The organism is Staphylococcus xylosus (assembly GCF_002732165.1).
GTDB lineage: Bacteria > Bacillota > Bacilli > Staphylococcales > Staphylococcaceae > Staphylococcus > Staphylococcus xylosus.
In genome coordinates this window covers 133,000-147,144 of sequence record NZ_MRZO01000001.1, presented here as the reverse complement: position 1 = coordinate 147,144, position 14,145 = coordinate 133,000, and the positions used below count along the sequence as shown (strand labels likewise).

General features: G+C 33.6%; 14 protein-coding genes. 4 read left to right on the top strand and 10 right to left on the bottom strand.

The features are described 5' to 3' along the window. Positions 1–55 precede the first annotated feature (55 nt). The gene (locus BTM19_RS00780; protein ID WP_029377059.1) at positions 56–745 is read right to left on the bottom strand and encodes a metal-dependent hydrolase; all 690 of its coding nucleotides are present in this window, start codon (positions 743–745) and stop codon (positions 56–58) included. Positions 746–954: 209 nt separating this feature from the next. Here BTM19_RS00780 and BTM19_RS00775 point away from each other — a divergent pair, with 209 nt between their 5' ends. Both BTM19_RS00775 and BTM19_RS00770 read left to right on the top strand, forming a co-directional pair. Beyond that, positions 955–2,007 carry a M24 family metallopeptidase gene (locus tag BTM19_RS00775; RefSeq protein ID WP_029377058.1) on the top strand — a complete coding sequence of 351 codons (1,053 nt, stop codon included), beginning with the start codon at positions 955–957 and terminating at the stop codon, positions 2,005–2,007. Beyond that, positions 2,004–2,633: a copper homeostasis protein CutC gene (locus BTM19_RS00770; RefSeq protein WP_038678718.1), complete on the top strand. Its 630-nt coding sequence runs from the start codon at positions 2,004–2,006 to the stop codon at positions 2,631–2,633. Before BTM19_RS00775 ends, BTM19_RS00770 begins: the two co-directional genes overlap by 4 nt. A 106-nt stretch (positions 2,634–2,739) precedes the next feature. Here BTM19_RS00770 and ald read toward each other — a convergent pair whose 3' ends face one another. After that, positions 2,740–3,855: an alanine dehydrogenase gene (gene ald, locus BTM19_RS00765; RefSeq protein WP_069796407.1), complete on the bottom strand. Its 1,116-nt coding sequence runs from the start codon at positions 3,853–3,855 to the stop codon at positions 2,740–2,742. A gap of 142 nt (positions 3,856–3,997) precedes the next feature. Here ald and BTM19_RS00760 point away from each other — a divergent pair, with 142 nt between their 5' ends. Further along, on the top strand, positions 3,998–4,501 hold the full coding sequence (locus tag BTM19_RS00760; RefSeq protein ID WP_029377055.1) for a universal stress protein: 504 nt from the start codon (positions 3,998–4,000) through the stop codon (positions 4,499–4,501). A 240-nt stretch (positions 4,502–4,741) separates the two neighbouring features. Further along, positions 4,742–5,920: an esterase-like activity of phytase family protein gene (locus tag BTM19_RS00755; protein ID WP_029377054.1), complete on the top strand. Its 1,179-nt coding sequence runs from the start codon at positions 4,742–4,744 to the stop codon at positions 5,918–5,920. 112 nt (positions 5,921–6,032) lie between these two features. Here the strand turns inward: BTM19_RS00755 and BTM19_RS00750 are convergent, their stop codons facing one another. The 8 genes from BTM19_RS00750 to BTM19_RS00715 form a co-directional block, all read right to left on the bottom strand. Then, a complete protein-coding gene (locus tag BTM19_RS00750) occupies positions 6,033–7,232 on the bottom strand; it encodes an acetate kinase (protein WP_029377053.1) in 1,200 nt (399 codons plus the stop codon). An 85-nt stretch (positions 7,233–7,317) separates the two neighbouring features. Then, positions 7,318–8,265 (bottom strand): class I SAM-dependent methyltransferase, encoded by a 948-nt coding sequence (locus BTM19_RS00745; protein ID WP_029377052.1) that lies wholly within the window; start codon positions 8,263–8,265, stop codon positions 7,318–7,320. 168 nt (positions 8,266–8,433) lie between these two features. Then, complete coding sequence (tpx, locus tag BTM19_RS00740; RefSeq protein WP_029377051.1) at positions 8,434–8,928, bottom strand: thiol peroxidase; 495 nt, start codon at positions 8,926–8,928, stop codon at positions 8,434–8,436. A 91-nt stretch (positions 8,929–9,019) separates the two neighbouring features. Continuing rightward, a complete protein-coding gene (locus BTM19_RS00735; protein ID WP_370444976.1) occupies positions 9,020–9,553 on the bottom strand; it encodes an RDD family protein in 534 nt (177 codons plus the stop codon). A gap of 18 nt (positions 9,554–9,571) precedes the next feature. Next, the gene (sppA, locus tag BTM19_RS00730; RefSeq protein WP_029377049.1) at positions 9,572–10,564 is read right to left on the bottom strand and encodes a signal peptide peptidase SppA; all 993 of its coding nucleotides are present in this window, start codon (positions 10,562–10,564) and stop codon (positions 9,572–9,574) included. Positions 10,565–10,844: 280 nt separating this feature from the next. Continuing rightward, positions 10,845–11,618, bottom strand: a complete 774-nt coding sequence (locus BTM19_RS00725; RefSeq protein WP_029377048.1) for a sulfite exporter TauE/SafE family protein — start codon at positions 11,616–11,618, stop codon at positions 10,845–10,847. 42 nt (positions 11,619–11,660) lie between these two features. Beyond that, positions 11,661–12,884: a tRNA uracil 4-sulfurtransferase ThiI gene (gene thiI, locus BTM19_RS00720; RefSeq protein ID WP_029377047.1), complete on the bottom strand. Its 1,224-nt coding sequence runs from the start codon at positions 12,882–12,884 to the stop codon at positions 11,661–11,663. Next, the gene (locus tag BTM19_RS00715; protein WP_029377046.1) at positions 12,881–14,017 is read right to left on the bottom strand and encodes a cysteine desulfurase family protein; all 1,137 of its coding nucleotides are present in this window, start codon (positions 14,015–14,017) and stop codon (positions 12,881–12,883) included. Before BTM19_RS00715 ends, thiI begins: the two co-directional genes overlap by 4 nt. Positions 14,018–14,145 lie beyond the last annotated feature (128 nt).

Here is a 14,145-nt window from a genome sequence, read left to right as displayed (position 1 = left end):
TAAAGTACTTCAGGCTTTTTTTCTCTTTAAAGTGATTTGTATTTTAACTAAGTAGTTAAAATTTCACAGCTTCTCCAGGCTTCAATATTTGAACCTCTCCCGTTGTAACAGCGTCTTTAAAAGCATTGGGATCTTGTTCTATAAGTTCAAATGTATCATAGTGAACTGGCACTGTAATACTTGGTTTAATAAAGGTATTTATTGCATAACTAGCGTCGTCTATACCCATTGTAAAATTATCACCAATAGGAATAAAGCATACATCAACAGGATGACGGTCAGCTATTAATTTCATATCGCTAAACAAACCTGTATCTCCAGTATGATAAATCGTTTTACCTTCAGCCTCTATAACGACTCCCATTGGCATACCTAAATATACTGGCACACCATTATCATCCGTTAAACTTGAACTATGAAACGCTTGTACAAACTTCACGCTTCCGAAGTCTAATTCAGCTTTTCCACCTATATTCATTGGTCTAACATGCTCTACATTATGATATGTAGTCAAATAATCTCCTAATTCCGCAGAGCCAATAACCGTTGCATGGTTTCTATTAGCAAGTTCAATTGTATCGCCAAAATGGTCACCATGACCATGCGTCAAAATGATATAGTCAACTTCCAATGTAGATGCATCTAAATCTGACATACCGTTACCCGTTATAAATGGATCTACGATGACCTTTTTATCATTCGCCTCGAAATATATTGTTGATTGTCCATGAAATGAAAGTTTCATTATTTTAATTCCTCCCATAAATCTATTTACTCTACTTATACCACGATATCACTCTCATATAACACATTTATTAATTTTAAATAGTTACGAAGTATATTTAGTTAGTGTATAAATGAACGAAATATGAATGTTATAATATATAACTTTTGAATTCCTCTATGAAGTGGCATAAAATTGAAATGATCATAATTTTAGGAGGAAGAACAAAAATGAAATTAGAACAGATTACTAAAGAATTACAAACACAACAAGCTGACGCAGCTTGGATTACGACACCACTGAACATATTTTATTTCACAGGTTACTTAAGTGATCCTCACGAACGTTTACTAGCTTTATTAATTAAAGCTAACGGAGAGCAAATTTTATTTTGCCCACAATTAGAAATGGAAGATGTTAAAAATTCGCCGTTTGAAGGAGAAGTTATTGGCTATTTAGATACGGAAAATGGTTTAGATAAATACCCTCTTAAGATTAATAAATTACTTGTTGAAGCGGAACACTTAACACTTCATCGTCAACGAGCGCTTATAGATGCATTTGGAGTTCAACAATTTGGTGATATCGATCAAACAATTAAAGAATTACGAAATGTTAAAAGCGAAAATGAAATCATTACTATTAAAAAGGCGTGTGAACTCGCAGATAAATGTATTGAAATTGGTGTAGCATTTTTAAAAGAAGGTGTCACAGAACGACAAGTTGTTAACCATATTGAAAATGAAATTAAAGCTTATGGTGTCAACGAAATGAGTTTCGATACAATGGTATTATTTGGTGATCACGCAGCCTCTCCTCACGGCACTCCAGGCGATCGCCAACTTCAAAAAGATGAGTTTGTTTTATTTGATTTAGGCGTAATTTACGATAATTATTGTAGCGATATGACAAGAACTGTTAGATTTGGCACACCAAGTGATGAAGCACAGGAAATTTACAATATCGTATTAAAAGCAGAACAAGAGGCTATTGCTGCTATAAAACCTGGTGTAACAATTAAAGATGTCGATGATATTGCACGTAATATTATTAGCGATGCTGGTTATGGTGAATATTTCCCTCATAGATTGGGACATGGTTTAGGTTTAGAAGAACATGAATACCAAGATGTTTCTAGTTCAAATACAAATCAATTTGTCGCTGGTATGGTAGTTACAGTAGAACCAGGCATCTATGTACCCGGTGTGGCAGGCGTGCGTATAGAAGACGACATTCTTGTTACCGAGGATGGACATGAAAGCTTGACTGGATATGAGAAATGATCAAAGAAGCAGTAGTTGAAACAATTCAACAAGTTGAACATGCAATCGCTAATGGTGCAAATCGTATAGAACTTTGTGACAACTTAACTGTTGGGGGTACAACGCCAAGTATTGGTATGGTAGAAATCGCTACAGAAATATGTCATGAAAATCACGTTGAAATAGCAGTAATGATACGACCACGTGGCGGAGATTTTGTCTATAATCTATATGATTTTGAAATTATGCAACGTGATATAAAGGCACTAAAAAAATTCAATGTTGATTATTTTGTATTTGGCTGTCTGACGCAAGATGCAGTTTTAAATGAATGGCAAATGAAAACATTAAAACAACTTGCTGATTCTATACCCGTTGTATGTCATATGGCATTCGATGAAATTCATCAGCATGGTCAAATTAAAGCACTACACCAATTAATCAATCTTAAATTCACTAGATTGCTAACGCATGGTGGCCCTAGTAACACTAATATCTTTGATAATTTAAATCATTTAGGTAAATTAGTCGTTAATTCAGGCGGCAACATCGAAATTATGCCTGGAGGCGGATTGAATAAGGATAATTTACATGAACTTCTTGAAGCTTTCCCTTTTCAAGAAGTTCATGGAACAAAAATTGTTTAGATCAATTTAAAACTAATAAAATGATTTTCAATAAAAAACTGGTAAACCCATGATGTGTTAAATCACATTGGTCTTACCAGTTTTTTGTTTATAATTTTTAATATAATTATTTTAATGCACTTTCAATATCGGTGTACGTTAATTTCAAAGCTTCAGCTACGCCTTTATTGGTAAGCTCACCATTGATTGTGTTCAAACCTAACGATAATGCTTGATTATCTTGTAATGCTTTTAAATAACCTTTTCCAGCAAGTTGTTGTGCATAAGGTAGTGTTGCATTATTTAAAGCAATCGTTGATGTACGAGGTACTGCACCAGGCATATTTGCTACTGCATAATGTACAACACCATGTTTCTTATAAGTCGGGTCATCATGTGTAGAAATACGGTCAGTTGTTTCGAATATACCGCCTTGATCGATAGCGATATCAACTATGACTGCACCATCTCTCATTTGTTTAACCATCTCTTCAGTTACAAGGTTAGGAGCCTTAGCGCCAGGAATTAATACTGCACCAATAACTAAATCGCTATCCTTCACACATTGCTCTATATTTAAAGGATTAGACATAATTGTATGTACTCGACCATCAAATAAGTCTTCCAATTCCTGTAATCGTTTTGGATTAACATCTAAAATCGTAACATCTGCACCTAGTCCAAGTGCAATTTTTGCTGCATTTGTACCTGCTTGACCCCCACCGATAATTGATACGCGTCCTTTTGAAACACCCGGTACGCCGCCAAGAAGTATACCCATGCCACCTTTATATTTTTGTAAAAATTCAGCTCCAATTTGAGCAGACATACGTCCTGCTACTTCACTCATTGGCGTTAACAACGGTAACGAACGATCTGGCAATTGCACAGTTTCATATGCAATACCAACAACTTTACTATCTAATAAAGCTTGAGTTAACGCTGGTTCGTTTGCTAAATGTAAATAAGTAAATAAAATTAAACCTTCTTTAAAATATTGGAACTCTTCTGCTAATGGTTCTTTAACTTTCATCACCATATCTACGTTCCAAACTTCTACTTGTTCGTTAACAATTTTTGCCCCTGCTGCAGTGTAGTCCACGTCTTCAAAATATGAACCCAAACCTGCAGATTTTTCAACAATAACAGTGTGACCTTGTTCAACAAGTGCATGTACACCACTCGGCGACAAACTCACTCTATTCTCGTTATTTTTAATCTCTTTAGGAATACCTATAATCATTTCATCCACCTCCAAATTTATAGTAACGTGTATCCAATGAAAGCGCAATCAAAGTTTAGGGTAGTTTTACAACATGCAAATTGTGTTAATATTCTGTAAACGGTGGTATAATATAAGTAAGAAAAATAAGGAGGTAATTATGATGCTAACTTATAAAAATATTTTAATAGCAGTCGATGGATCACATGAGGCAGAGTGGGCATTTAACAAGGCTGTAGACGTAGCAAAACGTAACGATTCTAAACTTACTGTTGTAAATGTTATTGATTCAAGAACATATTCTTCATACGAAGTGTATGATGCACAATTCACTGAGAAATCTAAAAATTTCTCTGAAGATTTGCTAAAAGGTTATAAAGAAGTCGCTACAAATGCTGGTGTAACTGATGTTGAAACACGCTTAGAATTCGGTTCACCAAAAGCAATTATTCCTAAAAAATTAGCCACTGATGTAGACGCAGATTTAATTATGTGTGGTACGTCTGGTTTAAACGCAGTAGAAAGATTCATTGTTGGTTCTGTATCTGAGGCAATTGTACGCCATTCTCCTTGTGATGTATTAGTTGTACGTACAGAAGAACTTCCTGAAGACTTCCAACCACAAGTTGCTACTGATGAATTTAGATCTCAATATCAAGCCCGTTAATTCGATACAAATTGTAAATGATATCATTTACTTATAAACACAATAAGGTTAAAAGCAGGATAATTTGTTCACAAAAGCTGGACGTTTTATCCTGCTTTTTATGGATTAACTGATAAGTACTACATAACTAATATTTTTGATAACCCTCACATTTACAACATTGTTACTCTAAATTCAAGTATTCTTCATAATCATAACTTATGCTTTAATTAGCAAACGTATGAAAGGAGCACAACAGTTATGCAACAAGTCACAAAAATCATCTTCATATCATTACTGACAATTGTAATGGTAAGTATGATTTCACTTAATGTCTTCGCCACAAGTGAAAAGGAAGTTACACTACACTCCCGTCACGTAGACAAGCTTAAACTAATAGATAGTAAAACGATACCACATGATCAAACCTATAATAAAACTAAAGTCGGGGGTATATCAGGTATTACATATAATCCAAAATCTAATAAGTGGTATTTACTTAGTGACGATCGTTCGGAAAATAGCCCTTCCAGATTTTATGAAGCCAATTTAAATTATAACCATCGTCAGTTTAATAACATAAACATTAAAAATGTTAGCACCTTAAAACAACCAAATGGAAATAATTATATAAATAAAAATCAATTTAATAACGATTCAAAGAATATCGTGGCAGACCCAGAATCAATCCGTTTTGATCCTTGGACTAACAGTATCTTATATACAAGTGAAGGTGATCGAAATTTAGGATTAAATCCATTTATCCGCTTCAGTGATTCAAACGGTAATTTCATTTCTGAGTTGCCTATTAATGAAACATTAAAAATGGATACTCAATCAAAAAAAGGATTTCGTAATAACCTAGCCATTGAAGGAAGTACTTTTTCAGTTGACGGAACATCTATATGGACATCTATGGAAGCGCCAGTAATACAAGATGGACCTGTTCCTACAGCTAATTCAGGCGCCCTATCACGTATTACACAATATGATCGCCGAGGTAATATATTAGCAGAGTATGCCTACCCAATCGATTCAGTACCACATGTAGGAGACAACGCTAAAACAGCTGAAAACGGTGTTTCCGAGATGTTAGCAATTAATGAGCATGAATTTTTAACATTAGAAAGAGCTAGTGTTCAGTCATCAGATGGTTCATTTAGAAACTATGTACGTATTTATAAAATAGATGTTAATCATGCCTCTGATATTAAAGACGCAAGTACTTTACAGAATGCTCAAGTAACACCTGTTAACAAGAAATTGGTTGCTAATTTAAACGCCGAACAATTAGATAAAGTAGATAATGTCGAAGGAATGACGTTTGGAAAAAAATTAGCAAATGGTAATGATTCTCTTGTAGTCGCATCAGATAATAACTTCAACAAATCACAAATCTCACAATTCATCGTATTTGAAGTAGTAAACAACGAAACATAATTTTTTATCACTTTAATATATTATCATTCATAAAAAGCACCACAGTAATCTCATGCTATGCATAAGGTTACCGTGGTGCTTTGAATTTGCTTCTAATATTTTATTTTAAATATTATTTAACGTCACCAAATTCTACTACGTCACGTGCAATCATAACTTCTTCATTTGTTGGGATAACAATTACTTTAACTGGTGAATGTGGGTAGTTAATAAATCCTTCTTCACCATGAATTGCTTCATTCTTCTTAGCATCCCAATAAACACCCATAAATTCTAGGCCTTCTAATACTTTTGCTCTAACTGGATCTGAGTTTTCACCAACACCAGCTGTAAATACAATCACATCTACACCATGCATACGTGTTGCGTATGAACCAATGTATTTATGAATACGAGAAGCAAATACATCAAGTGCTAATTGCGCTCTTTCTTTGCCTTCTTTAGCTTCATCAATAATATCTCTTAAATCACTAGAAGTACCTGAAATACCTAATAATCCAGATTCTTTATTTAAAGTGTTTAAGACTTCTTCAGCATTTTTACCAGTTTTCTCCATAATGAATGGAATTAATGCTGGGTCAATGTTACCTGAGCGAGTACCCATTGTCACACCTGCTAATGGCGTGAAGCCCATAGAAGTATCTACAGATTCACCGCCATCAATTGCGGCAATTGACGCACCATTACCAATATGACATGAAATAATACGTAACTCTTCGATAGGTTTACCTAGTATTTCTGAAGCACGTTGAGATACGTATTTATGGCTCGTACCATGGAAACCATATTTACGAATGCCGAAATCTTCGTAATATTGATACGGTAAGCTATATAAATAAGATTTTTCTGGCATTGTTTGATGGAATGAAGTATCAAACACAGCAACGTGAGGTATCTCAGGAAGTAATTTGCGGAATGCACGAATTCCCATTAAATTAGCAGGGTTGTGCAATGGTGCAAGCTCGCTTAGTGATTCAATTTGTTTTTCAACTTCATCATCTACGTAAGTTGATGATGGGAAGATTTCCCCACCATGAACGACACGATGGCCAGTACCATCGATGTCATAAATGCTTTCAATAATACCATGTTCTTTAAAACTCTCTAACATAATATTAACTGCATCTTCATGATTATCGATATCTTTTGTTTCAGTTACTTTTTCCCCATTCACTTCAATAGTGAAAATAGAATTTTTTAACCCAATACGTTCAATAAGTCCCTTAGTTACAATTTTCTCTTCCGGCATTTCAATAAGTTGAAATTTCAAAGATGAACTACCAGCGTTAATGGCCAAAATTAATTTTGACATAAGCATAATGCCTCCATTTTTTTAAGTTTTTAATATCCATATCTATTTAATCATTAATACAGTTCAAATACAAGAATATTACAGCTTAATTTTCAGGGTGATTTTCTTGCATCCACGCATTTAGATCTTGTAGAAATCCTTGAAATTGTTGTGGGCTTTTGAAATCAGGAATATTGGCTAGTAAAACTTCTACAGATTTGGTTACATTCGTTTCTTTTTTCTGTAATACAAGTATAGATTTACGTGCTTTTTCATTTTTAAACAAAGTCGCCGGTAAATTTAAAAAGGCTTGCATTTCTGTTTCTGTAGCAATGAAATTTTGTAACTGTTTCACATCTTCGCCTTCAAAAATATTGCTTGGCACAACTAAAAATGCATAACCAGATGGTTTCATTGCTGTGATAGCTTGTTCGATGAGTAAGAAATGTGAATAACTATGTCCTTCTGCAAAACCAAGTGCCATTTCTTTACTTCTATCATCTACTGGATAATATCCAATCGGTAGATCACCAATAACAACGTCAGCATCTTCAAATGGTAATGGCATAATCGCATCTTGTGGATATACGTCAAATGGTATTTCTAAGAAATTGGCTAAATGCACACTCACTCTAGATAATACTGGATCAACTTCTACTAAATGATGCATTAATGTATGATCTGAAAGCACCTCATGCACAGAGGCACTTAAATGCCCTGCTCCACTAGCAAGATCAGCGATATGCATCTCTTCACTATTCTTCAAGAAACGCTCAGATAGAAAACCTAGGATAAGACCAATAGAGTCTGGTGTAATTTGATGATTCGCTTGTATATCTTCATTTTGCATCAAACTTAAATAAGCAAACTGAAATGCTTTTCTTCTATCTTGCAAAGTAGCTTGTTCTAGCAAGTCTCTTTTATTCGTATAAACATGCTCCATTGCAAGTCCTAAATTCTCAATAAAACTTTGCCCATTATCTTCATTTAACGATTTAGCTTTTTCATCTAATGTCTGGAATAACTTCTCCATTACTGTTTCTTCTTGTGTCATTTAATAGTCCTTTCTAAAAAAACTGTCCATAATTTAATTGAAATCAAGTTAGTTTCAGCTAACTTATTTTACCAAATAATTATGGACAGTAAATTTTATAATGTCAATGATACTGTTTCTCTGCGTAACAATATTTTAACATATGATATTTTATTAAAACTAATCGAATTAAATGCTACGGTAGGCTTCTAAAGCAGCATCAAAATCAGGAAAATCTGTACCTTCTGAAACAATTTCAGTATATACAACTTTATTATTTTTATCTAAGACGAAAACTGAACGTGCAAGTAAACGTAATTCTTCCATTACAACGCCATAGTTTTTACCAAAAGATAAATCTTTATGATCACTTAATGTAATAACATTATCTAACCCATTTGAGGCACACCATCTTTTTTGTGCAAATGGTAAATCAACAGAAACAGTTAATACAACGCCATCTTCTTTTGAAGCTTCTTCATTGAATTTACGTGTTTGTTGATCGCAAACTCCAGTATCTATAGATGGTACAACACTAATAAGTTTTTTTTGACCATCGTAAGTTGATAAGTTTACTTCATTTAAATCATTATCTAATACAGCAAAATCCGGTGCAATTTCTCCTTTTTTCACTTGTGAACCTAATAAAGTAATTGGATCTTGCTTGAATGTAATTTGCGCCATTAGAACGCCTCCTAAATTAAATGTGTTTACTCTGTAATTATAACTGTTTGTGTTTCTGAAATAAACTATTCAACTTATAAATTGTGTTAAACTACTTCAAATAAAACAATTTATCTAATTTATTTTTTATAACGACTGTATCTGCAAAATAATCGTGAATACCTCTATGCTTATTCGTAAATATAACTACCAAATATGGTAAATTCATAAACACACCACTGATAATACGTCCTATCCACTCTCTAATTAATACATCAGGCCAAGTCAAACGTTGTCTGTCTAAACGTTCAACTCTTATATTACATATCATTTTCCCTAACGTTTGCTTAAAATACTTCGTAAGTAGTACAAAATACAAGTAAAATACTAATGCATTTAACAAGTGTCCAACACTAAAATAATCAATCCACAACTTCATAGAATCAATATTTGTAAAATGATAAATAGGTTTCAAAATAAGACTCTCTATGCCAAAAATAATCAGCAAATCTATAATAAATGCACAAAATCTTAACCCAAACCCTACATATAACGCTTTCGCTATTTGTTCATGGTAAAGATCGCTTGTTTCGACTCGCTTGCTGTCACTATTAATTTTCTCTTCATCACTATATTTAGTTTGCATATTATCCATAAGTCACACCTAACCTTCGTATAGATACATAGGTTCAGTTTTAGTATCATTACTTATTATTGATTTGATATCTTTAAAACTATCTGTAAACTGAGAAACACTCATTTTCATATCTGAAAATGAAGAGAAGAACCCTCCACCTTCTGTATATTCAAATACTTCAGCATCTTTAGATTTGATATCTTTCTGTAAAGCTTTTATAGTCTTATCTTCATAACCAATTTCATCAATTAGACCGTTACTTTTTGCTTGTTGTGCACTGTATATACGGCCATCAGCCAACTTCCTAACTTTACTTTCCGGCATATCTCTACCCTCTTTGACTATGTTTACAAAACGATCAAAGCTATCATCTAATACAGATTGTAAGATACTTCTTTCTTCTGAAGTCATCTCTCTTGAACTACTTAAAATATCTTTATGATCACCAGATTTAATCACATTTTCTTTTATCCCTAAATTCTTTTGTAATTCAGAATAATCGACGCTAGACATAATTACGCCAATCGAACCTGTCATCGATTGTGGTCCTGCATAAATTTTATCGGCAGGTGCTGAAATATAGTAGCCACCTGATGCTGCCATAGATTCCATATGTACATAGACTTTTTTATTCTTCTGTTTAATCTCTTTTATTTTTTCGTATATTTCATCGCTTGGGTATGTTCCTCCACCAGGTGTATTGACCGTTAATAACATCCCTTTAATAGAGTCATCTTTTTTCACGTTATCTAACTGCTTAAGAAAAGACTCATGATCATAGCCACTTCCACCGAATAATCCACCGCCCGTGCCTTCAGCGATTTCTCCATTTAATGTTAAATGTGCAATACGTTTGCTAGAATTCCCTTCTTTTTCTATTTTTTCTGTAAAAGGATCCATCGCAGTAGAAGACGAATCATTAAACATTGTAGTAACAAAAGCTGATATTGAACTCATGACAATACCACTAAGCACTATAACAACTGCAATTATCATAGCAATAATGCGTTTTTTCGACATTTAATCGTCACTCCTATATCTTAATAATCTTGTTATCTCACGCTTAATTTAAACATAATTAATTCATTAATGCATACCTTTTCACCAATCAATTGAAAACAAGGCAGAACAGAAATCATAAACATAAAGTTGATTTCAGTGTTCTGCCTTGTCATACGGTGAATATAAAGTTTTCAACAATTAATTTAAAGAAATATGTATTACATTTATTAATGTTTCTACTTCATAACTGCTAAACTCACATTTTATCAATGTATTAGTTTTATTAATTTAGATTCTTTTATATTAATTGCATGATATAGTCATATGTATTTTTCAAAATCAAAATTGCAGTAACAATAATGAATAAGCCTTTAACATAACCAACGCCCTTTTTAATAGCAAACATAGCTCCGATATAAGACCCGCAAATCATACTTGCTGCCATAATAAAGCCATAAAAATAATCTACTTGGTCTAAAAAGATAAAAAGAATTAATGCGCCTAAGTTAGATGCAAAATTCAGTACTTTTGCATTCCCTGCTGCGCCTAAAAAATCAAAACCAAACATCAATAATATAAATAGCATAAACGACCCAGTACCACCACCAAGGAAACCGTCATATAGACCAATTAACCCCATTAAAGATGTAAATAGAATCGCTTTAGGTATTGTTAATTTTGTGAAAGTTCGTACATTACCCCAATTTTTCTTCATAATCGTATAAATCATCACAACTGTTAATACGACAATTACGACAGGTTTTAATAATTGGGAAGGCAAGAACGTTGCAATACTGGCCCCGCCCATTGCCATAATAAATACAATCGGAAATAATTTTCCTACAATTTTTAAATCTACATTGCCTGACCGTAAAAATCGAAATGCACTTGTCATAGAGCCAAATGCACTTGCTAATTTATTTGTACCTAAGGCCATAGACGGTGGCATTCCAACTGCCAGCAGTGCAGGAATAGAAATTAAGCCGCCGCCTCCAACAACAGCATCTATAAATGCTGCCAAAAAGCCTAAAAGAATAATGATGATTACGATAGATATGTCCCATTCTAACACCCCATCACGCCCCTTGTTTATTTAAATATTTGCTTTTTTAAATTAAAATAAATCTTCAGCTAGCGCTTGTGTAGCTGAATCTTTTTCACTTTGGTAATCACTTGTAATATATAATGTCTCAATTTCATCTGCAGCCTGCTGCACAAGTGGTTCAAAATCATATCCACCTTCATATTTCTCCACTTTTTCTAATTCCGGTTCAGTAACTGGATTTTTAGGAGTGAAAATTGTACAACAATCCTCAAATGGTTGGATAGATACATCAAATGTCCCTATATCTTTAGCCTTTTTAACAATATCTTCTTTATCTAAAGTCAGTAAAGGACGTAATATTGGTGTAGATGTAACATGATTTATTGCATACATACTTTTTAGCGTTTGACTTGCAACTTGGCCTAAATTCTCGCCATTTACAATCGCATGCGCACCAATCTCATGTACAACTTTATCAGCTACACGCATCATCATACGACGTGTTGTAGTCATAGTATAACGTTCATGAACTTCTTTGTTTACCTGTTTTTGTAGTGCTGTAAATGGCACGATGTGTAATTTAATTGGTCCAACATGTTCTGATAAAATTCTCGTCAGTTCGATTACCTTTTCTTTTGCTTTTTCACTTGTAAATGGTGGACTATGGAAATGTATGGCTTCTACCGTAACGCCTCTGCGCATAACTTCTATACCAGCAACTGGAGAATCAATACCTCCAGATAACATTAATAAAGTTTTACCTCCAGTGCCAACTGGTAATCCGCCAGAGCCTGCAATTACTTGATCATACATGTAAATGGCATCTAAACGCACTTCTACTTTAATCACATGATCAGGATTGTGTACATCTACACCTAAATGATCCGTTTCGCTTAATACAGCTCCACCTAAAGTTCTTTGCAATTCATATGTGTCATAAGGGAAATTTTTATCCGAACGTTTTACATCAATTTTAAAAGTGTCATCTTGTACATACTCTTTCGCAAATCGAACAGCTAACTCTTTAGCCGCTTCCACTGTTTTATCAATTTTTAATACAGGGCTTATTGAATAAATACCAAAGACTTTTTTTAATCTGTTGCACATTTCTTCAATATCTGCACCTTCCGCTAATTCTATATACATTCTATCTCTATTTGCCTTCACCGTGTATCCCTGTAACGGCATCAAAGAACGCTTTACATTTGAACGTAATTTGTTCACAAATATTTTACGGTTAGCTCCTTTTAAAGTTAACTCCCCGTATCTAACCAATATATGATCGTATATCATACTAATAACTCCCTCACTTCTTCATAAACTAATTTAAATTTTTCTTTAAACCCTTGTATATCTTCTAATGTAGTATGACTTCCCATAGAAATACGAATACTACCTTCAATTTGTTTCACTGGTATATTCATTGCCGATAACACTTCATTAAGACTTGCTTTTTTAGATGAACAAGCACTTGTTGTCGATAACATAATGTCATTTTTAGAAAATGCATTTACCAAAACTTCTCCTTTAACCCCTGGTAAACCAATATTTAGTATATGAGGTACACCTTCTTGTGGTGAATTAATCTTTACACCCGTAAAGTTAGTTAAGAATTGACTAAGTTCATCATGAAAGCGACGTAATTGACTATTTAATGTGGCCGTTTGATTTACGGCTGCTTTCATCGCTTTTACAATTGCAATATTCATCGGCAAGTTCACCGTGCCACTTCTCACGCCATATTCTTGACCTCCGCCATGTACAATAGGTTCTAATTGATGAATATTACGAGTAAAGAGTACACCTTGCCCTTTTAATCCATTAAATTTATGTCCACTTAAACTTAGTGTATCTACACCGTCAAATATTAACGGTATTTTTCCCAAAGCTTGTACTGCATCTACATGTAAATGTGCTTTAGGATATTGATGAACAATCTTAGCAACCTCTTTAATAGGTTGTATTTGCCCCATTATATTATTAACATGCATACAAGTTACTAGTCCGACATTGTCTGTCATTAACGTTTCTAAATGTTCCAAATCTATTTGTCCATTATCTAAGATATTCACGTATTTAATAATAAAACCTTTTGTTTCAAGCGAGCGGACTACTTCTAAAACTGAAGGATGTTCTAACACAGAAGTAATGATTTCGTTAGCAAATGCTTTTTTCTTATATGCAATGCCTTTAATTGCTATATTATTACTTTCAGTAGCACCACTTGTATAGATAATATCAAATGATTGCTTTAAATTAAACAAGTCTTTAATTTGTTGCTTTGATTGTTTTAGTAATTGCTCTGCCTGTAATCCAGCTTGGTGTGGGCTGTTAGGGTTAAAATATAGTGACTGATTCACTTTAACAAAGGTATCTAATACATCAGAATTAGGCTTTGTTGTCGCAGCATTATCTAAGTATATCACCGCGTTCACTCCATTCATTATATATATTATAAACTATCTTATGTTTAGTTTAGCTTTTCTTCACATACTCTTTTTAAGTTTTCCCTTTTGCATTATACTCGCTTTTACTAAAAAGAAAAGACACGAAA